Source organism: Pseudomonas sp. S5F11 (assembly GCF_019641515.1).
Classification (GTDB): Bacteria; Pseudomonadota; Gammaproteobacteria; order Pseudomonadales; family Pseudomonadaceae; genus Aquipseudomonas; species Aquipseudomonas rhodesiae.
In genome coordinates this window covers 5,519,645-5,539,683 of sequence record NZ_JAIFJZ010000001.1, presented here as the reverse complement: position 1 = coordinate 5,539,683, position 20,039 = coordinate 5,519,645, and the positions used below count along the sequence as shown (strand labels likewise).

19 protein-coding genes are annotated in these 20,039 nt (G+C 62.7%); 12 read left to right on the top strand and 7 right to left on the bottom strand.

Annotated features, from left to right (window positions below; translation table 11 throughout):
- Nucleotides 1–173: 173 nt before the first annotated feature.
- Entirely contained in the window at nt 174–1,520 is a 1,347-nt protein-coding gene (locus K1567_RS25135) for a nucleobase:cation symporter-2 family protein (RefSeq protein ID WP_034099388.1), read from the top strand.
- A gap of 233 nt (nt 1,521–1,753) precedes the next feature.
- The gene (locus tag K1567_RS25130; RefSeq protein ID WP_034099390.1) at nt 1,754–2,539 is read left to right on the top strand and encodes an outer membrane protein OmpK; all 786 of its coding nucleotides are present in this window, start codon (nt 1,754–1,756) and stop codon (nt 2,537–2,539) included.
- Nucleotides 2,540–2,596: 57 nt separating this feature from the next.
- Here K1567_RS25130 and K1567_RS25125 read toward each other — a convergent pair whose 3' ends face one another.
- The gene (locus K1567_RS25125) at nt 2,597–3,736 is read right to left on the bottom strand and encodes a patatin-like phospholipase family protein (protein ID WP_034114686.1); all 1,140 of its coding nucleotides are present in this window, start codon (nt 3,734–3,736) and stop codon (nt 2,597–2,599) included.
- Between the two features lie 29 nt (nt 3,737–3,765).
- Nucleotides 3,766–4,701 carry a lipid A biosynthesis lauroyl acyltransferase gene (locus K1567_RS25120; RefSeq protein WP_220698959.1) on the bottom strand — a complete coding sequence of 312 codons (936 nt, stop codon included), beginning with the start codon at nt 4,699–4,701 and terminating at the stop codon, nt 3,766–3,768.
- 119 nt (nt 4,702–4,820) lie between these two features.
- Between K1567_RS25120 and minC the strand changes: the two genes are divergently transcribed.
- From minC to K1567_RS25085, 7 genes are all read left to right on the top strand, one after another.
- On the top strand, nt 4,821–5,558 hold the full coding sequence (gene minC / locus K1567_RS25115; protein ID WP_034099395.1) for a septum site-determining protein MinC: 738 nt from the start codon (nt 4,821–4,823) through the stop codon (nt 5,556–5,558).
- A 200-nt stretch (nt 5,559–5,758) separates the two neighbouring features.
- Nucleotides 5,759–6,571 (top strand): septum site-determining protein MinD, encoded by an 813-nt coding sequence (gene minD, locus K1567_RS25110; RefSeq protein ID WP_034099397.1) that lies wholly within the window; start codon nt 5,759–5,761, stop codon nt 6,569–6,571.
- Between the two features lie 3 nt (nt 6,572–6,574).
- On the top strand, nt 6,575–6,829 hold the full coding sequence (minE, locus tag K1567_RS25105) for a cell division topological specificity factor MinE (RefSeq protein ID WP_003175252.1): 255 nt from the start codon (nt 6,575–6,577) through the stop codon (nt 6,827–6,829).
- 96 nt (nt 6,830–6,925) lie between these two features.
- Complete coding sequence (locus tag K1567_RS25100; RefSeq protein ID WP_034099399.1) at nt 6,926–7,561, top strand: RluA family pseudouridine synthase; 636 nt, start codon at nt 6,926–6,928, stop codon at nt 7,559–7,561.
- 170 nt (nt 7,562–7,731) lie between these two features.
- The gene (locus tag K1567_RS25095) at nt 7,732–9,021 is read left to right on the top strand and encodes a M18 family aminopeptidase (protein ID WP_034114690.1); all 1,290 of its coding nucleotides are present in this window, start codon (nt 7,732–7,734) and stop codon (nt 9,019–9,021) included.
- A gap of 124 nt (nt 9,022–9,145) precedes the next feature.
- Nucleotides 9,146–9,322, top strand: coding sequence for a hypothetical protein (locus K1567_RS25090; protein ID WP_016970148.1), 177 nt, complete (start codon nt 9,146–9,148; stop codon nt 9,320–9,322).
- A 72-nt stretch (nt 9,323–9,394) separates the two neighbouring features.
- On the top strand, nt 9,395–11,560 hold the full coding sequence (locus K1567_RS25085) for a mechanosensitive ion channel family protein (protein WP_034114692.1): 2,166 nt from the start codon (nt 9,395–9,397) through the stop codon (nt 11,558–11,560).
- A 37-nt stretch (nt 11,561–11,597) separates the two neighbouring features.
- Here K1567_RS25085 and K1567_RS25080 read toward each other — a convergent pair whose 3' ends face one another.
- The 5 genes from K1567_RS25080 to K1567_RS25060 all read right to left on the bottom strand — a co-directional run bounded on the left by K1567_RS25080 (nt 11,598) and on the right by K1567_RS25060 (nt 16,493).
- Nucleotides 11,598–11,822 (bottom strand): MbtH family protein, encoded by a 225-nt coding sequence (locus tag K1567_RS25080; protein ID WP_034099405.1) that lies wholly within the window; start codon nt 11,820–11,822, stop codon nt 11,598–11,600.
- Nucleotides 11,823–11,905: 83 nt separating this feature from the next.
- Nucleotides 11,906–13,300: an aspartate aminotransferase family protein gene (locus tag K1567_RS25075; protein WP_220698958.1), complete on the bottom strand. Its 1,395-nt coding sequence runs from the start codon at nt 13,298–13,300 to the stop codon at nt 11,906–11,908.
- A gap of 301 nt (nt 13,301–13,601) precedes the next feature.
- Nucleotides 13,602–14,369: an N-acetylmuramoyl-L-alanine amidase gene (locus tag K1567_RS25070; protein ID WP_034114696.1), complete on the bottom strand. Its 768-nt coding sequence runs from the start codon at nt 14,367–14,369 to the stop codon at nt 13,602–13,604.
- A gap of 124 nt (nt 14,370–14,493) precedes the next feature.
- On the bottom strand, nt 14,494–15,816 hold the full coding sequence (locus K1567_RS25065) for an ATP-binding protein (protein ID WP_034114698.1): 1,323 nt from the start codon (nt 15,814–15,816) through the stop codon (nt 14,494–14,496).
- On the bottom strand, nt 15,813–16,493 hold the full coding sequence (locus K1567_RS25060; RefSeq protein ID WP_034099412.1) for a response regulator: 681 nt from the start codon (nt 16,491–16,493) through the stop codon (nt 15,813–15,815). Before K1567_RS25060 ends, K1567_RS25065 begins: the two co-directional genes overlap by 4 nt.
- A 177-nt stretch (nt 16,494–16,670) precedes the next feature.
- Here K1567_RS25060 and dsbD point away from each other — a divergent pair, with 177 nt between their 5' ends.
- From dsbD to dsbG, 3 genes are read left to right on the top strand one after another with little or no spacing between them, the layout of a single operon-like run.
- Nucleotides 16,671–18,398: a protein-disulfide reductase DsbD gene (gene dsbD, locus K1567_RS25055; protein ID WP_169868022.1), complete on the top strand. Its 1,728-nt coding sequence runs from the start codon at nt 16,671–16,673 to the stop codon at nt 18,396–18,398.
- Nucleotides 18,398–19,249 carry a TlpA disulfide reductase family protein gene (locus K1567_RS25050; RefSeq protein WP_047881332.1) on the top strand — a complete coding sequence of 284 codons (852 nt, stop codon included), beginning with the start codon at nt 18,398–18,400 and terminating at the stop codon, nt 19,247–19,249. Before dsbD ends, K1567_RS25050 begins: the two co-directional genes overlap by 1 nt.
- On the top strand, nt 19,225–19,986 hold the full coding sequence (gene dsbG / locus K1567_RS25045) for a thiol:disulfide interchange protein DsbG (RefSeq protein ID WP_034099418.1): 762 nt from the start codon (nt 19,225–19,227) through the stop codon (nt 19,984–19,986). The genes K1567_RS25050 and dsbG overlap by 25 nt, the downstream gene beginning before the upstream one ends.
- Nucleotides 19,987–20,039: the final 53 nt, after the last annotated feature.

Genomic DNA, 20,039 nt, shown 5'->3' with positions numbered 1-20,039 from the left:
TGGTGCAACTCCAAAATGTGCGAGGGGGCTTGCCCCCGATAGCGGTATGTCATTCAAAACATCAGTGACTGAACCAACGCAATCGGGGGCAAGCCCCCTCCCACGGATGACTTGCAGTGGTTTAGAGATTGCGTTCCACACAATACAAAAATAAAAAAGATTCGAGGTGTTGCATGTCCCCGTTAGAACCGCAGACTCCTGCCGCGCCCGCCATGGTGCGGCTACCCCTCTTGCAACTGATTCTGGTCGGCCTGCAACACGTCTTGTTGATGTACGGCGGCGCCGTCGCCGTGCCTCTGATCATTGGCCAAGCCGCTGGCCTGAGCCGTGAAGAAATCGCCTTCCTGATCAACGCCGACCTGCTGGTGGCCGGCGTCGCCACCATGGTGCAGTCGTTCGGCATCGGCCCCCTGGGCATCCGCATGCCGGTGATGATGGGCGCCAGTTTCGCCGCCGTTGGCAGCATGGTCGCCATGGCCGGTATGCCCGGTATCGGTTTACAGGGGATCTTCGGCGCCACCATCGCCGCCGGGTTCTTCGGCATGCTGATCGCGCCGTTCATGTCCAAGGTCGTGCGCTTTTTCCCACCGCTGGTGACCGGCACCGTGATCACTGCCATCGGCCTGTCGCTGTTCCCCGTGGCCGTGAACTGGGCCGGTGGCGGCAGCGCGGCGGCCACCTTCGGCTCACCGATCTACCTGACGATTGCCGCTTTGGTGCTGGCCACCATCCTGCTGATCAACCGTTTTATGCGCGGTTTCTGGGTCAACATCTCGGTGCTGATCGGCATGGGCCTGGGGTACGCCCTGTGCGGCGTTCTCGGCATGGTCGACCTTAGCGGCCTGGCCCTGGCGCCGTGGGTGCAGGTGGTGACGCCGCTGCATTTCGGCATGCCCACCTTTGAGTTGGCGCCGATTCTGTCGATGTGCCTAGTGGTGGTGATCATCTTCGTTGAGTCCACCGGGATGTTCCTGGCGCTGGGCAAGATCACCGACCGCGAGGTCACGCCAAAGATGCTGCGTCGTGGCCTGCTGTGCGACGCCGGCGCGTCGTTCGTGGCCGGGTTCTTCAACACCTTCACCCATTCCTCGTTCGCCCAGAACATCGGCCTGGTGCAGATGACCGGCGTGCGCTGTCGCTCGGTGACGATCATGGCCGGCGCGTTCCTGATCGTGCTCAGCCTGTTGCCCAAAGCCGCTTACCTGGTGGCCTCGATTCCGCCGGCGGTGCTGGGCGGCGCGGCGATTGCCATGTTCGGCATGGTGGCGGCCACCGGCATCAAGATTCTGCAGGAGGCCGACATCGCCGATCGCCGCAACCAGTTGCTGGTGGCGGTAAGCATCGGCATGGGCCTGATTCCCGTGGTGCGCCCGGAGTTCTTCGCTCAACTGCCGCTGTGGATGAGCCCGATCACCCACAGCGGCATCGCCATGGCCACCCTCAGCGCGTTGTCGCTGAATGTGTTGTTCAACATCCTCGGCGGTTCCGAGCGGGCGGTCGTCGAGCACGCGCACACCTGAGCGTGCCCCATCATCGCGCTGTACGCCCTGTAACAGCGCGCTTGAGCCCAGGCAGGGTTATCAGTATTCTCCGCGCCCGCTCGAATCGATTGCTCTTCAACGCGTTGGCGCGGCTCTTGCTAAACCCATAAAAGCTGACCGATCAGACGATATTCACAGCGAACCAAAGGCGCCACATCAGAGCGCCTGCATTAGAAGAAAAACCAAAAAAACTTTAACTCGGGAGCAACCGAATGAAACCTATGTTCAAAGGCCTGATGCTGGCGGGATCCCTGCTGGCCGGCGGCCAGGCCGTGGCCGGTGACTTGTTGCAGTGGCAGAACAACAGCCTGACCTACTTGTGGGGCAAGAACTTCACCGTTAACCCGCAGATCCAGCAAACGGTCACGTTCGAACATGCCGACGCCTGGAAGTACGGCGACAACTTCTTCTTCCTCGACCGCATCTTTTATAACGGCAAGGAAGACGGCAACGTCGGCCCGAACACCTACTACGGTGAGTTCAGCCCGCGCTTGTCGTTCGGTAAGATCCTCGACCAGGACTTGTCCTTCGGCCCGATCAAAGACGTGTTGCTGGCGATGACGTATGAGTTCGGCGAAGGCGACAACGAGTCATACCTGGTCGGCCCAGGCTTCGATTTGAACATCCCCGGTTTCGATTACTTCCAGTTGAACTTCTACCAGCGCCAGACCGAAGGCAATCGCCCCGGCGACGGCGTGTGGCAGATCACCCCGGTGTGGTCGTACACGATCCCGGTGGGCAACTCGAACATCCTGATCGATGGCTTTATGGACTGGGTGGTGGACAACGACAAGAACGCCCGCGGCACCTACCACGCCAACCTGCACTTCAACCCGCAAGTGAAATACGACCTGGGCAAGGCGATGAACTGGGGCGAGAAACAGCTGTATGTCGGTTTCGAATACGACTACTGGAAAAACAAGTACGGCATCGAAGATTCCGGCGCGTTCAAGACGACTCAGGACACGGCGAGCTTCCTGGTCAAGTACCACTTCTGACCGAACGCCCCAGGTCAGCGTGTGAGAGGGGCTTGCCCCCTCCCACCGTTAGATCGGCTACAGACCCAAGAATCGGGTGATCTCTTCACGCTTGGCCAGCGCATCTTTCCTGCCCAACTCGATCAATTCGCTGCAGTACCCCGCCTCGAACAACAAGTAGCTCAGCACCCCTGCCCCGCTGGTCTTGGTCGCACCCGGCCCGCGCAGGAACACACGCAACGCCGCCGGCATTTCCTGGCGATGTCGCGCGGCGATTTCGTCGATGGGCTGGCTGGGCGCGATGACCAGCACTTCCACCGGCGCCAGGCCGCGCGCCGCGCTGTCGGCCGGCTGCAAATGGCTGAACTGATTGAGGCGTTCCAGCAATTCGATATCGCTTTCCAGGCTGTCGATAAAGGTGCTGTTGAGCATATGCCCACCGATCTGGGCCAGGGTCGGTTGCTGCCCGGTAAAGGCGCGCTGCACCGCCGGTTCGTTGCCTCGCGGGTTGCCGCTGACGCCCACCACCAGCACGCGGTTGGCGCCCAGGTGCAGGGCCGGGCTGATGGGGGCCGATTGACGCACGGCACCGTCGCCGAAATATTCCTGGTCGAGTTTCACCGGTGCAAACAGCAGCGGAATCGCCGAGCTAGCCAGCAAGTGCTCTACCGTCAGCTGGGTCGGTACGCCAATGCGACGGTGGCGCAGCCAGGCGTCGATGGCGCGCCCGCCCTGATAGAACGTCACGGCTTGCCCGGACTCATAGCCGAACGCCGTGATCGCCACTGCATGCAGGTGGTTTTGCCGGATAGCCTCATCGATGCCTTGCAGGTGCAGTTTGTCTTGCAACAAATCGCGCAGCGGCGAGCTGTTGAGCAACGCCACCGGCACCCGGCGGCCCAGGCCCAACAGGCTGTGGATCAGGAAGCGAGCGGCCTGGCGCACCACGCCGGGCCAGTCGCTGCGCAGCACCAAGTGGCTGCGAAAGCCCTGCCAGAAGGCGGTCAGGCGCTCGATGGACGCGCGAAAATCCATGGCGCCGCTGGCCAGGCTCACCGCATTGATCGCCCCGGCCGAGGTGCCGACGATCACCGGAAACGGGTTGGGCGCCCCTGGCGGCAGCAGCTCGGCAATCGCCGCCAACACCCCTACCTGATACGCCGCTCGCGCCCCGCCGCCGGAAAGAATCAAACCTGTAACCGGTTCAGCTGGGCGCATCGCATCACTCCATTGGGGGAAGGTCGTTCTTATCGACGGCGTTTTTCGTACAGCTTGGGTTCACCCGGTGGCCGGCTCTTGAAGCGGCGGTGGGTCCACAGGTATTGCTCGGGGCATTCGCGCACGGAGGCTTCGACCCACTGGTTGATGCGCAGGCAGTCCACCTCGTCGCTTTCGCCGGGGAAGTCGGTCAGCGGCGGGTGGATCACCAGGCGATAGCCACTGCTATCGGCCAAACGCTCCTGAGTGAACGGCACCACCAGCGCCTTGCCCAAGCGAGCGAACTTGCTGGTGGCGGTCACGGTGGCGGCCTGGATGCCGAACAGCGGCACGAAAATACTTTGCTTGGCGCCGTAGTCCTGATCCGGTGCGTACCAGATGGCACGGCCGGCGCGCAGCAGCTTGAGCATGCCGCGCACGTCTTCGCGCTCCACGGCCAGGGAATCGAGGTTATGGCGCTCGCGGCCACGGCGTTGGATATAGTCGAACAACGGGTTGCCGTGCTCGCGGTACATGCCGTCGATGGTGTGCTTCTGGCCGAGCAATGCCGCGCCGATTTCCAGAGTGGTGAAGTGCAGGGCCATCAGGATCACGCCCTTGCCATCCAACTGTGCCTGCTTGAGATGCTCCAGGCCTTCAACATGGGCCAGCCGCGCCAGGCGCTGACGCGACCACCACCAGCTCATGGCCATTTCAAAGAAGGCGATGCCGGTGGAGGCGAAGTTTTCCTTGAGCAGGCGCTTGCGTTCCTTGGCGGTTTTTTCCGGGAAGCACAGCTCCAGGTTGCGCGCGGCGATGCGGCGGCGTTCGCCGGCCACGCGGTACATGCCCGCGCCCAACAACCGACCGATGGTCAGCAGGGCGCGGTACGGCAATTGGGTCACCAGCCATAGGAGGCCGAGTCCCAGCCATAACAGCCAAAATCGCGGGTGAAAAAATACAGCTCGAAAACGCGGGCGATCCATTACAGATTCCGGTAAAGACAAGGGCCGCGCATTCTACAACGGTTCGACTCGGCTTGCGGCCAGTGAGTGTTCTCGTTATAAGTCTCGACACTTTTCGTGACAAGCCGCTTTTGCCGACCATGAGCCAAACCGAACCGCTAGACCAAGATCCCGTGTTCCAGTTGAAAGGCAGCATGCTCGCCATCACCGTGCTGGAACTGGCGCGCAATGACCTCGATGCCCTGGACCGCCAATTGGCCGCCAAGGTCGCCCTGGCCCCGAACTTCTTCAACAACGCCCCGCTGGTGCTGGCTCTGGACAAACTGCCCGCCGGCCAGGGCGCCATCGACCTGCCTGGTCTGATGCGCGTGTGCCGCTCCCATGGCCTGCGAACCCTGGCCATCCGCGCCAGCCGCATCGAAGACATTGCCGCCGCCATCGCCATTGAACTGCCAGTACTGCCGCCGTCCGGCGCGCGCGAACGTCCGTTGGATCCGACGGAAGGCGACGTAAAGAAAAAACCGGAAAAACCGCCCGAGCCGACGATAAAGCCTACAAAGATCATTACCACCCCCGTACGCGGCGGGCAGCAGATTTACGCCCAGGGCGGCGACCTGGTGGTGGTCTCTTCGGTCAGTCCCGGCGCGGAACTTCTGGCCGATGGCAACATCCATGTATACGGCCCGATGCGCGGACGTGCCCTCGCCGGTATCAAGGGTGACACCAAGGCCCGTATTTTTTGCCAGCAATTGACCGCTGAACTTGTGTCCATCGCCGGCCAGTACAAGGTTTCCGAGGATTTGCGCCGCGACCCGCTGTGGGGGGCCGCCGTTCAGGTCAACCTGTCGGGCGATGTGTTGAACATCATTCGGCTTTAACGGATACTGCCGCATTTTCCAAGCATCTCTAGACTCTGATAGCACAGCGAAACCGGCAAGACTTGTGTAGGAATAACTGAAAGCTGGCGTTTCCCCGCGGAAACCACAGCTTTTTCCTACAGTAGCTGTCCGCCTGCAGCGAGTTCCAAGAGATGTTTTTCAGGGGCTGAAAAGTCCTTTTTCCTTAGGGGTGAAACACCTTGGCCAAGATTCTCGTGGTTACATCCGGCAAGGGTGGTGTGGGTAAGACCACCACCAGCGCCGCTATCGGTACCGGTCTCGCACTGCGCGGCCACAAGACAGTCATCGTCGACTTCGACGTGGGTTTGCGTAACCTCGACCTGATCATGGGCTGCGAACGCCGCGTGGTGTACGACTTCGTCAACGTGGTCAACGGCGAAGCCAACTTGCAACAGGCCCTGATCAAGGACAAGCGCCTTGAGAACCTGTACGTACTGGCCGCCAGCCAGACCCGCGACAAAGACGCCCTGACCAAAGAAGGCGTAGGCAAAGTCCTTGCTGAGCTGAAGGAAACCTTCGAATACGTGGTCTGCGATTCCCCAGCGGGTATCGAGACTGGCGCGCACCTGGCCATGTACTTCGCCGACGAAGCCATCGTCGTGACCAACCCGGAAGTCTCCTCGGTACGTGACTCGGACCGCATGCTCGGCCTGCTGGCCAGCAAATCCAAGCGCGCCGAAGAAGGACAGGACCCGATCAAGGAGCACTTGCTGCTCACCCGCTACAACCCTGAGCGCGTCAGCAACGGCGAAATGCTCGGCGTTGAAGACGTGAAGGAGATCCTGGCCGTGACCCTGCTGGGCGTCATTCCAGAATCCCAGGCGGTGCTCAAAGCATCCAACCAGGGTGTTCCGGTGATTCTCGACGACCAGAGCGACGCCGGCCAGGCGTACAGCGATGCGGTCGATCGCCTGCTGGGCAAGTCCGTGGAACATCGCTTCCTCGATGTCAAGAAGAAGGGATTCTTCGAGCGTATCTTTGGAGGCAACTAAACAATGAAATTTCTCGACTTCTTTCGCGCCAACAAAAAGCCAAGCACCGCGTCGGTCGCGAAAGAGCGTCTACAGATCATCGTGGCGCACGAACGCGGCCAACGCAGCACCCCGGATTACCTGCCAGCCTTGCAGAAGGAACTGGTCGAAGTGATCCGCAAGTACGTCAATATCGGCAACGATGACGTGCATGTCGCCCTGGAAAATGACGGCAGCTGCTCGATTCTGGAACTCAATATCACCCTGCCCGATCGTTGATCGAACGGGCGGTCGCCACGGCGGCTGGGGCGTGCGGCTCCCTTTACGGGAAGCGGACGGCCCAGCCGCCGTTGGCGTTTGTTACGAGGCTGTTTAATGCCGTTGTCCAACATTCATATCCTCTACCAGGACGACGCGGTCCTGGTGGTGAACAAGCCGACCCTGCTGCTCTCGGTGCCTGGCCGCGCCGATGACAACAAGGACTGCCTGATCACGCGCCTGCAGGAAAACGGCTACCCCGAAGCCCGCATCGTCCACCGGTTGGACTGGGAAACCTCGGGCATAATCCTGCTGGCCCGCGACGCCGATACTCACCGCGAGCTGTCCCGTCAATTTCACGACCGTGAAACCGAAAAGGCCTACACCGCCCTGGCCTGGGGCCAACCGGCACTGGACAGCGGCAGCATCGACCTGCCCTTGCGCTACGACCCACCCACCAAGCCCCGGCATGTGGTGGACCACGAATTCGGCAAGCATGCACTGACCTTCTGGAAGGTGCTGGAGCGCTGTGGCGATTGGTGTCGCGTTGAGCTGACGCCGATCACCGGGCGTTCGCACCAATTGCGTGTGCACATGCTATCCATCGGCCACCCTCTGTTGGGGGATGGCCTGTACGCCCACGAACAAGCCCTGGCTGCATGGCCGCGCCTGTGCCTGCACGCGAGCATGCTCAGCTTTACCCATCCGCAAAGCGGCGAGCGCTTACGCTTCGAGTGCCCTGCACCCTTTTAAGTGGTCAACACAGGCAAATGTGGGAGTGGGCTTGCCCCCGGTGACGGCGTATCAGTGACAGCTGTACTGACTGACACACTGCAATCGGGGGCAAGCCTTCTCCCACATTTGTTATGTGCACTTGCCGCCATCGAACGGTAAACTCCGCGCATTGCTGTCTGGAGCTATTTATGCGCGAAGCGTTGAATCAAGGCCTGATCGACTTTCTCAAGGCCTCCCCTACTCCTTTTCATGCCACCGCCGCCTTGGCCCAGCGCCTGGAAGCGGCCGGTTACCAGCGTCTCGACGAGCGCGAAACCTGGGCCACCGAAGCCAACGGGCGCTACTACGTTACCCGTAACGACTCCTCGATCATCGCCTTCAAGCTCGGCCGCCAGTCGCCGCTGCAGGGCGGCATTCGCCTGGTCGGCGCCCATACCGACAGCCCGTGCCTGCGGGTCAAGCCGCAGCCGGAGTTGCAGCGCCAGGGCTTCTGGCAGTTGGGCGTGGAAGTCTACGGCGGTGCGTTGCTGGCGCCGTGGTTCGACCGCGACCTGTCCCTGGCCGGCCGCGTGACTTTCCGCCGCGACGGCAAGGTCGAAAGCCAATTGATCGACTTCAAGCTGCCGATCGCGATCATCCCCAACCTGGCCATTCACCTGAACCGTGAAGCCAACCAGGGCTGGGCGATCAATGCCCAGACCGAACTGCCGCCGATCCTGGCGCAGTTTGCCGGTGACGAGCGCGTGGATTTCCGCGCCGTACTCACCGACCAACTGGCCCGCGAGCATGGGCTCAATGCCGACGTGGTGCTCGACTACGAGTTGAGCTTCTACGACACCCAAAGCGCTGCGGTGATCGGCCTCAACGGCGACTTTATCGCCGGTGCGCGCCTGGACAACCTGCTGTCGTGCTACGCCGGCCTGCAAGCCTTGCTCACCAGCGACAGCGACGAAACCTGCGTGCTGGTATGCAACGACCATGAAGAAGTCGGTTCCTGCTCGGCCTGCGGCGCCGACGGCCCGATGCTGGAACAGACCCTGCGTCGCCTGTTGCCTGAAGGTGATGAATTCGTACGCACCATCCAGAAATCCCTGCTGGTGTCTGCGGACAACGCCCACGGCGTGCATCCGAATTACGCCGACAAGCACGACGCCAACCACGGCCCCAAGCTCAATGCCGGCCCGGTGATCAAGGTCAACAGCAACCAGCGCTACGCCACCAACAGCGAAACCGCCGGGTTCTTCCGCCATCTGTGCATGGCCCAGGAAGTACCGGTGCAGAGCTTCGTGGTGCGCAGCGACATGGGCTGCGGCTCGACCATCGGCCCGATTACCGCCAGCCACCTGGGTGTGCGCACCGTGGATATCGGTTTGCCGACATTTGCCATGCACTCGATCCGCGAACTGTGCGGCAGCCATGACTTGGCGCATTTGGTGAAGGTGCTGGGCGCGTTCTACGCCAGCCACGACCTGCCCTGATCAATGAGGGAGGGGGCAGCCCCTCCCTCATTGGGTTTTGCCTAAAGCTGATCTGCATCATCTGCACTTTCTGCAATCCGACCTAGACTGGTCGATATTCCCCGTCAGACAAGGCCGTCGTTCCATGATTTCCATGTCCTCGTTCCACGCCATGCTTATCCCTATCCTGATCGGCATGATCATGCTGGCAGTGGGTTTCAACTTTCGCGACAAGCCCCTGGGCGTGTTCGGCATGTGGGTCGGCATGCTGCTGATCCTGGGCACCGTGGTGTACAAAATCCTCGCCAAACTGGCTGAATAAGAATTGCACTCGCATCTGGCATAGCGCCCTCGTACACTCGGTCAGTTCGTCGTCTCCAAGGTTGACCGCCTCGTGCTTTCCCGTCTGTTTGCCCTGCCCTGTTCCCTGTTGCTTGCCCTGCTTATCCTGCTGCCGACCACGCCTGCCCACGCAGCGGGCCTGCCGGGGTTGCTCAACGGCGGCAATAAAGCCCAACCCCAGGCCGAAGTACCGCTGGGGCAGTCGTTGGACGAGGTGATCAAAACCCTGGAGAACGACCAGCAGCGCACCCAATTGCTCAGTGACCTGAAGAAACTGCGCGCCGCCACGCAAAAGGCTCAGCCGGCCGCCGAGCAAGGCGTACTCGGCTTGATCGGCAGCACCTTGTCAGGCCTGGAACAGCAATTTTCCGGCAGCGACAGCCCACTGGGGCGTTGGTCCGATGAAGTCGATCAGGCCAAGGACGAACTTGAAGCCCTGATGCTGCCGGCCAGCGAATGGCTACCGATCATTTTCGGCTTTGCCTTGATTCTGGCGGTGTGGAGCCTGCTCGCTGCCGCGCTGATCTGGCTCAGTCACCGCGTGCGCGAGCGCTTCGGCCTGCCCGAAGAATTGCCGCAGCACCCACGCACCTGGGACATGCTGCGCTTTGCCCTGCGCAAACTCGGGCCGTGGCTGATAGCGCTGGTGATCACCGTGTACCTGAGCTACGCCCTGCCCTCGTCCCTGGGCAAATCCCTGGCGATGGTGCTGGCCTATGCGCTGGTGGTGGGCACCTGTTTTTCCGCAATCTGTGTGATTGCGTTCTCCCTGCTCGACGGCCCGCATCGCCATCGTGCACTGTACATCCTGCGCCATCAGGCTTTTCGTCCGCTGTGGCTGATCGGCAGTTTCGCCGCCTTCGGCGAAGCCCTGAGCGACCCGCGTCTAGTGCAATCCCTAGGGCAGCACTTGGCTCACACCGCCGCGACCGTGGCCAATGTGATGGCGGCGTTGTCCACCGGGGTGTTTATCCTGCGTTTTCGTCGGCCGATCGCGCATCTGATCCGCAACCAGCCACTGTCGCGCCGCCTCACACGGCGCACCCTCAGCGACACGCTGTCGATCATCGGCACGTTCTGGTACTTGCCGGCGCTGTTGCTGGTGGGCATCTCGCTGTTCGCCACGTTTCTGTCGGCCGGCGACACCAGCACCGCCCTGCGCCAGTCGCTGCTGTGCACGGTGCTGCTGGTGTTGTGCATGGTGATCAACGGCCTGGTACGCCGCCATTCGCTCAAGCCCCAGCGCGGGCACAAGCGCCATGCGCTGTATTCCGAGCGCCTGAAGAGTTTTTTCTACACCCTCGCCCACTTGCTGGTATGGCTGGCGTTTATCGAACTGGGTCTGCGGGTCTGGGGCCTGTCGTTGATTCGCTTTACCGAAGGCGACGGCCATGAAATCAGCGTCAAGCTGTTCGGCCTGGGCGGCACGCTGCTGTTTGCCTGGCTGATCTGGATTCTCAGCGACACCGCGATCCACCACGCCTTGACCCGCTCGCGCAAAGGCCTGGCCAACGCCCGCGCGCAGACCATGATGCCGTTGATCCGCAACGTGCTATTCGTGACCATTTTCATCATCGCCGCCATCGTCGCCCTGGCGAATATGGGCATGAACGTCACGCCGCTGCTGGCCGGTGCCGGTGTGATCGGCCTGGCCATCGGCTTCGGTGCGCAATCGCTGGTGGCGGACCTGATCACCGGCCTTTTCATCATCATCGAGGACTCCCTGGCCATCGACGACTACGTGGACGTCGGCGGCCACCTGGGCACGGTCGAGGGCCTGACCATCCGCACCGTGCGCCTGCGCGACATCGACGGCATCGTGCACACCATTCCGTTCAGCGAAATCAAGAGCATCAAGAACTACTCGCGGGAGTTCGGCTACGCGATCTTCCGCGTGGCGATCCCTTACAACATGGACATCGACGACGCGATCAAGCTGATCCGCGACGTGGGCCAGAAAATCCGCAACGACCCGATGCAGCGTCGCAATATCTGGTCGCCGCTGGAGATTCAGGGGGTGGAGAGCTTCGAGTCCGGCAGCGCAATCCTGCGCGCCCGGTTCAAGACCGCGCCGATCAAACAGTGGGAAGTGTCGCGGGCGTTCAACCTGTCGCTCAAGCGTCAACTGGATGAAGCTGGCCTGGACCTGGCCACGCCGCGCTTGAGCGTGCAGGTGGTGACGGCGGCGTCAGGGCAGGAAAAAGACAAGAGCGTCTAACTCCCGATCCCATGGCGGGATCGGGAGGCGAGAGAGGTCAACCGGCCAGTGCCGCGCCATCCATCTTCTGGCGCAGGCTCAACGGGCGCATGTCGGTCCAGACTTCTTCGATGTAGGCCAGGCATTCTTTCTTGAAACCGCTCTTGCCCACGGTACGCCAGCCGTCCGGCACGGCCTTGTAATCGGGCCAGATGGAATACTGTTCTTCATGGTTGACCACTACCTGAAACAGGATGTCGTCGCGGTCAAATACTGAGGTCATTGCTGTTCTCCGTCGTTCAAAGGCTGGGCTGCGCACCACGCGCAGCATCGATATCTGTAGAAACGTAGCGGGCGCGCAAAAAATTAGAGACTGGCGACGGCTGCCGCCAGGGCGCGACCGAAAATATCGGCTACTTGGTCGATTTCGCCGGCGGTGATTACCAGCGGCGGCAAGAAGCGCACCACGCTGGCGTGGCGACCGCCCAGTTCCAGGATCAAGCCGCGCTTGAGGCATTCGCGCTGCACCAACGGCGCCAACTGGCGATGCACCGGGGGGTGGCCCTGGCTGTCGAGCGCGCCGTGGGGGTCTACCAGCTCAACGCCGAGCATCAACCCACGCCCACGGATATCCCCCAGGTGTGGGTAGTCGCGCTGCAACAGGCGCAGGTGTTCACCCAGGCGCTCGCCCATCGCCGCTGCGTGACCCGGCAAATCGTGGGCCTTGAGGTAGCGCATTACCGCCGAGCCCGCCGCCATTGCCATCTGGTTGCCACGAAACGTGCCGGCATGGGCGCCCGGCAGCCAGGTGTCGAGCCAGTCGCGGTACACCACCACCGCCAACGGCAGGCTGCCGCCGATGGCCTTGGATAGCACCACCACGTCCGGGATGATGCCGGCGTGTTCAAACGCAAACATCTTGCCGGTGCGACCGAAGCCGCTCTGGATCTCATCGACGATCAATGCCACGCCCGCCTGTTGGGTGATACGCCGCAGGCCGCGCAGCCAATCGAGGTCGGCCGGAATCACGCCGCCCTCGCCTTGCACCACTTCCACAATCACCGCCGCCGGCAGCAGCACGCCGGCTTCGGGATCGTTGAGCAGGTTTTCCAGGTAATGCAGGTTGACCCGCACGCCCTCCGCGCCGCCCAGGCCGAACGGGCAGCGGTAGTCATAGGGGAACGGCAGGAATTGCACACCATTGCCGAGCAGGGCACCCAACGGTTTCTTCGGCCCCAGGCTGCCCATCAGGCTCAACGCGCCTTGGCTCATGCCGTGGTAACCGCCCTGGAACGACAACACCGTGCTGCGCCCAGTGGCGGTGCGCACCAGTTTCAGCGCGGCTTCCACCGCATCGGTGCCGGTGGGGCCGCAGAACTGGATCTTGGCTTCCTGCGCCAGCTCAGCCGGCAGCAGGCCGAACAAGTCCTGCACAAACTGATCCTTGACCGGCGTGGTCAGGTCGAGGGTGTGTAGCGGCAGTTCATCGCTCAGCACCTGCTGGATGGCGTCGATCACCACGGGGTGGTTATGCCCCAGCGCCAGCGTACCGGCGCCGGCCAGGCAATCGATAAAGCGTCGGCCCTCCACGTCCTCCACGTAAATGCCCTTGGCCCGCTTCAGCGCCAGGGGAATACGCCGCGGATAACTGCGCGCATTGGACTCTTGCTGACGCTGACGGGCCAGCAGCAGGGTTTCGTCGAACTGATAAAGCGTTTCATGCACTTGGGTATCTTCAATACGGCTGATAGCGACTGACATCTCTCGATCCCTCAATACGCGGATGATGGTGACCAAACTGCCGATCCGTTGGCGTCTGGCCCAAGGGCATGCGCACGGATTTCCTGTTCTGGAAACGCACCAGCGAGAAGAGGATTTAGGCGGCAGTGATGATTGCCCCTGATAGCGGGGAATCAATCGGCAACTCTATTGGCTGATCCAGTGCCATCGGGGGCAAGCCCCCTCCCACATTGGGATGACCTTTGTTTTCGAAATGGAGCAATGGGTCGGTTAAAGTGAAATCGGTCAAAACTGTGGGAGGGGGCTTGCCCTGCGCCGGGCTTCAGAGCCCGCGGTATTTTTCATTCAAGGCATACAGAATCGCGCAGGTCTCGGCATCCAGCACGCCACGGTAGTCCCGTGGCCGAAAGTGCATCTGAAAGGCCCGTGTCCGCGATTCGAACGCCTGGCGGTTCTGCGCCGGCTTGTAGCCGTAGCGCTGGAACGCACGCTCCACTTCTACCTCCGGGGGTAAGCCGACGCAGAAGCGGCGTTGATACATGGCCCGGGTCGACTCGTCGAACCAGGCGCCCAGGCCCGCCTCGGACAAGCGCTGCCACGGTAGTCGCGGCCCTGGATCGCTTTTGCGCCAGTAGGCGACGTCGCTATGGCCGAGGATGTCCGTCGGTTCGATCTGCGGATAACGCCCCAGCACATCATGCAGCAGCGCAGTCAGCGCCTCGATCTGTGCTTCGGCAAACCCGGGAAAAACAAACACACCCGCCTCATCCCGCGCCAGGTTGACGATCTCGATGCCAATCGACCGTGCATTGAGGTTGTCGCGCCCACCCCATTGGCTGGCCCCGGCGTGCCAGGCGCACTGACGTTCGTCCACCAGGCGGAACACGCGCAGTTCCTCGTACCCGGCGGCGCGGTAGCCGGGGTCGTTGGGGTCGGGCAACAGGTAGTGGGCACTCACGGCAGCCTGGGTCAGGGTGCGCAGAGACGCGGCAAACGGCGCCGCGGTGTAATGCAGGATCACCTGCCGCACGGGCTCGCCGTTACGTTCGTTGCAGCCCGTGGCGGAAAAACTGGTGTCGATGACCAACATAAGAAGCATCCTTTTCAATTCAGGCCGAGTCTTTCGGCCCGTTCAAGCGCAAAAAAATTACCGCCATCCTGAAGCCTTCCACTTCAAGAGGGCGGTAACTATTTGGCACCGGAAAGAAAAGGGATCAGCGTCGCAGCGGCATGCCCAGCTCGACCCGCAGGCCATCGGGCTGGCTGTCGAAGTTCAGTGAGCAACCACAGCGCTGCACGATCGCCTGCACAATCGCCAGGCCCAGGCCACAGCCTTCGCTGCTGCCGTTGCGCCAGAAACGCTGGGTAAGGTATTGCAGGTCTTCGCTGGAGATCTGCTCGCCATGGTCACGCACGCGGAACACTACCTTGTCGGCGTCGTTGAACAGGCTCAGTTCCACGCGGGTATGGGCTGGGGTGTGGCGCAGGGCGTTGTCCAGCAAGTTGCGCAGCGCGGCCACGGCCAGGCCCACCGGCATGTCCACCGGGGCGCCGCAGAGGTTGTCCGACAGGATCAGGTCGATGCGTCCGTTGTCGCCGGCGCTGGCGTCCTGGATCGCCAGGCGCGCGACTTCTTCGGCGCTGGACTGCAAACCATCGTCAAACGACAGGCTGCCTTCCACCCGCGCCAGCAACAGCAATTGTTCCAGGGTGCGGTGCAGGCGGTCGGCGCCCTCCTCGGCATGGGCCAGGGACTGGTCGCGCGCGGCGCCGTCGGTCATGCGCGCCACTTGCAGGTGAGTCTTGATCGCCGTCAGCGGGCTGCGCAGTTCATGGGCCGCATCGCCGGTGAGGCGGCGTTCGCGCTCGATGGTCTTGGCGATGCGCTGCAACAGTTGGTTCTGGGTGTCGAGCAGCGGCTTGAGTTCGCTGGGCAGCGGGTGGATTTGCAGCGGTTCGAGGGAATCGGCGCTGCGCCGCATCAGCGCATCACGCATGCGGTTAAGCGGCAGCAGGCTCTGGCCGATGCCCAGCCACAGCAGGCACAGGCAGCCCAGCATCGCCACGCCCACCGGCACCGACGCCGCCAGCAGGATCGACAGGTTCAACGCCTCGCGCTCCACCTGACGGTCAGCGGTGGTGATCAGCAGGTCGCCACGGGACAAGGTAAAGCTGCGCCAACCCACGCCGTCGATAACCTGATCGCGAAAGCCGCTTTTGCGCGACTCCAGCCCTTCATCCGGGGTGGTGTGGCTGCGCGCGAGAATTTCCCCACGCAGGGAGCTGACCTGGCAGGCCATGCCGCCCGGCACATTGAGTTGTTCGGCACTGAAATGCGCACCGCCGCTGACGCTGGCCAGGCCCGGCATCTGCTCGGTCAGCCCGGCCACCATGCGCGCCGACGCCACCAGGCGCTGGTCGAGGGAAAACATCATCTGGTTGCGCAGGTCATTGAGCATCCAGGCTGCCGCCAGGGCCCAGATCAACACGAACGCGGCGCCCAACTTGAAGGTCAGGCGCAGGCGCAGGCTCTTCACGACGCGTTCTCTCCCCCGTCCGCCGGCCCCAGTCGGTAGCCCAGGCCGCGCACGGTCTCGACGATGCCGTTGCCCAATTTGCGCCGCAGGTGGTGGATATGCACGTTGAGGGCGTTGCTTTCCAACTCGTCATTGAAGCCGTAGACGCTGTCCTTGAGCTGCTCGCTGGACAGCACACGACCCTTGTTGTGCAGCAACGCTTGCAGCAACGCCTGTTCCCGGCGCGACAGGTCTACCGGCTGACCGCCCAGGAAGGTTTCGCGGCTGCTGGGGTCGTAGGTCAGGCGGCCATGTTCGATCAGGTTGACGCTGCGCCCGGCCACCCGCCGCAGCAGGGTTTGCAGACGTGCGGCCAATTCGCGCAGGTCAAAGGGCTTGAGCAGGTAATCGTCGGCCCCGGCCTGCAGGCCGTCGACGCGGTTGGTCACCGAATCCCGCGCGGTGAGGATCAGCACCGGAATCTCCAGGCCCTGGCTGCGCTGTTGCTGCAACAGCTTAAGGCCGTCTTCGTCGGGCAGGCCGAGGTCGAGCACCATGATGTCGAAGGTCGCGGCCTTGAGCATCGCGCGCGCGGCCGCTGCCGTGGCCACGCGCTCGACCGTAAAGCCTTGGGCGGTGAGGCCGGCCACGATGCCGCTGGCGATCAGTTCGTCGTCTTCGCAGACCAATACGTGCATGGAGAACCCTTCGTCAAAGATGGGGGAGATTAAAGAACCAACCGATTAAGCGCGGATTATGCCGTGAAAAGATGCACCCTCAGATATTCCCTACACTTTAGAATAGCGCCCGGTTAATCATCGGTTAATCAACGCCACACATTGTGTGCCTCACTTGTATCGAACTAAGGCTTGACCATGCGGCTTCTGTTGACCTTTCTACTGGTGATGTTCGCCGGGTTCGCCCAGGCCGCGCCGGGTAACCCCTTCGACACCAAACCCGAGTTCCTCCCGGTGGGCAAGGCCTTCACCTTTACTTCCGAGCGCCTTGAAAGTGGCGAGATCCAGTTGTATTGGCAGATTGCCGACGGCTACTACCTGTACCAGCAACGCATGAAGTTCGACGGCCTCGCCGAAAAGCCCGTGCTGCCCCAGGGCGAAGCCCATAGCGATGAATTCTTCGGCGAGCAACAGGTGTATCGCCAGGGCCTGGAAGTCAAGCTGCCGGCGGGCACCACCGGCCAGGTCAAGCTGGGCTGGCAGGGCTGCGCCGACGCCGGCCTGTGCTACCCGCCGCAATCGATCACCGTGGACCTGGGCGGCAACCCGGCGGTAGCCGCCACTGCGCAGGCGCAGGATCAAAGCCTGGCCAGCGGCCTGCAACAACGCAGCCTGGGTTGGAGCCTGCTGGTGTTCTTTGGCCTGGGCCTGCTGCTGGCGTTCGCACCCTGCTCGTTGCCGATGCTGCCGATTCTCGCCGGCCTGGTGGTCGGCAGCGGCGCCAGCCCGCGTCGCGGCTTTGCCCTGGCCGGCAGCTATGTGGTGTGCATGGCGCTGGTGTATGCCGCGCTGGGCGTGCTGGCCGCCCTGCTCGGCGCCAACCTCGCGGCGCTGCTGCAAACCCCCTGGATCCTCGGCAGTTTCGCGGCATTGTTCGTGATCCTGGCCCTGCCGATGTTCGGCTTCTTCGAACTGCAACTGCCGGTGGCCCTGCGGGATCGTTTGGATAACGTCAGCCGCAACCAGAGCGGCGGTAGCCTGGTCGGCGCGGGCGTGCTCGGCGCATTGTCCGGCCTGCTGGTGGGGCCATGCATGACCGCGCCCCTGGCCGGCGCGCTGTTGTACATCGCCCAGAGCGGCAATGCGCTGCACGGTGGGTTGATCCTGTTCGCCATGGGCATCGGTATCGGCGTCCCGCTGTTGCTGTTGGTGACCGTGGGCAATCGCTTCCTGCCCAAGCCGGGCACCTGGATGAACGTGCTCAAGGGGGTATTCGGCTTCCTGTTCCTGGGCACTGCCGTGCTGATGATTCGCCCGGTGGTGGATGAAAGCCTGTGGCTCGCCCTGTGGGGCGCGCTGGCGATGGCCATGGCCTATTGCGGCTGGCGCCTGGCCCAGGATTTCGGGCGGGTGGCCATGCTGTTCGGCGCCGGTTCCGTGGTGCTGGGCCTGTGGGGCGCGCTGATGCTGGTGGGCGCCGCCGGTGGCAGCGACGAACCGTGGCAGCCGTTGAAGGTGTACAACGGCTCGAGTAGCGCAGCCGCGCCGACGGCCCACGACGCCTTCCTGACCCTCAACGACCCAGCCGCGCTGCAAAGCCAACTCGACAGTGCCAAGGCCCAGGGCCAATGGGTGCTGGTGGATTACTACGCCGACTGGTGCGTGTCGTGCAAGATCATGGAGAAACAGGTGTTCGGCCGCCCCGAAGTCCTCGCCGCCCTCAAAGATGTGCGCCTGTTGCGCCTGGACGTCACCGCCGACAACGCCGCCAGCCGCGAACTGCTGGGCCGCTACCAGGTGCCAGGGCCGCCGAGTTTCGTGTGGATCGGCCCGGACGGCCAGGAACGCCGCGCCCACCGCATTACCGGTGAAGTCGACGCGATGACCTTCCTGCAACGCTGGACCCAAGCCCGGGACGCCCTCTGATGCTGACCCTGACCATCGGCACCTTCGCCATCGCCCTGAATCACATCCTGCTGATCGGCGCGCTGATTCTCGCCACCCTGGTGGGTTGGCGCGTGGCCAAGCGTGGCGGTGAAAACCCGGAGTCGGTGCTGTTCAGCCTGTTTCTACTAGGCATGCTCACCGCGCGCATCAGTTTCGTGCTGATGTACTGGAGCTACTACCGCAACGACCCACTGCAAATGGTCGACCTGCGCGACGGCGGTTTCCTGGCTTGGCCGGGCGTGGTCGCACTGATCCTCGGCGCCCTGCTCTACGGTTGGCGCCGCCCGGCGCTGCGCAAGCCGCTGAGCGCCGGCGTCATCACCGGCCTGCTGTTCTGGGGCATGACCAGCCTCTCATTGAGCGTGTATGAAAAAGGCACGCGCCTGCCGGACATCACCTTGCGCAATGCCAATGGCGACGTAGTGCAACTGGTCGACTACCAGGGCGGGCCGCTGGTGATCAATCTGTGGGCCACCTGGTGCCCGCCGTGCCGGCGCGAAATGCCGGTGCTGGAAAGCGCCCAACGCATGCGCCCCGACGTGACCTTCCTGTTCGTCAACCAGGCCGAAAGCATGCAAAGCGTCAGTACCTTCCTAGCCACCCAGGGCCTGACCCTGGACAACGTCTTGTTCGACGCCAGTGGCCGCCTCGGCCAGGCCGTTGGCTCCATGGCCCTGCCGACCACGCTGTTCTATACACCCGACGGACGCTTGATCAACAGCCATTTGGGCGAGTTGTCCCAGGCCAGCCTGGCCCGTGCCATGGAGCCCTTCGACACCGTCCCCACCGCCACAAGGAAACCGACATGCCCCGCCTCCGCCACCTGCTGACCCTGCTGCCGCTGACGCTGGCGGCCTCCCTGGCCCAAGCCGAAGACTGGCCAGCGCCGATCAAGCAGATCGAAGCCAAGGGCGCCAAGATCATCGGCAAATTCGACGCCCCCAGCGGCCTCACCGGCTACGCCGCGCAATACCAGAACCGTGGCATGGCGCTGTATCTCACCGCCGATGGCAAACACGTAATCGCCGGCAGCCTCTACGACGCCCAGGGCAACGACCTGAGCAACGCGCCCTTGGAAAAACTGGTGTATGCGCCGATGGCCAAGGAAGTCTGGGCCAAGATGGAACACAGCAGCTGGATCCAGGACGGCGACGTTAAGGCACCGCGCATCGTCTACCTGTTCAGCGATCCCAACTGCCCTTACTGCAACATGTTCTGGGAACAGGCGCGACCCTGGGTGAAGGCCGGCAAGGTGCAACTGCGCCACATCATGGTCGGCATCATCCGCGAAGACAGCCCCGGCAAATCCGCTGCGCTGTTCGCCGCCAAGGACCCGCAAAAAGCCCTGGAAGAACACGAAGCCGCCGGCAAAGGCAGCAAGCTGCAGGCGCTGGCCAAGATCCCGGCGGATATCGAAGCCAAGCTCGATGCCAATATGAAGTTGATGGACGAGCTGGAGTTGTCGGCGACGCCGGCGATTTTCTATCTGGACGACAAAGGCGGGTTGCAGCAACAGCAAGGTGCGCCGTCGCCGGATAAGTTGGTGAAGATACTTGGGCCAAAATAAACGCTGGCTGGACTGACGTTATCGGGGGCAAGCCCCCGATAATGCCCTCACAG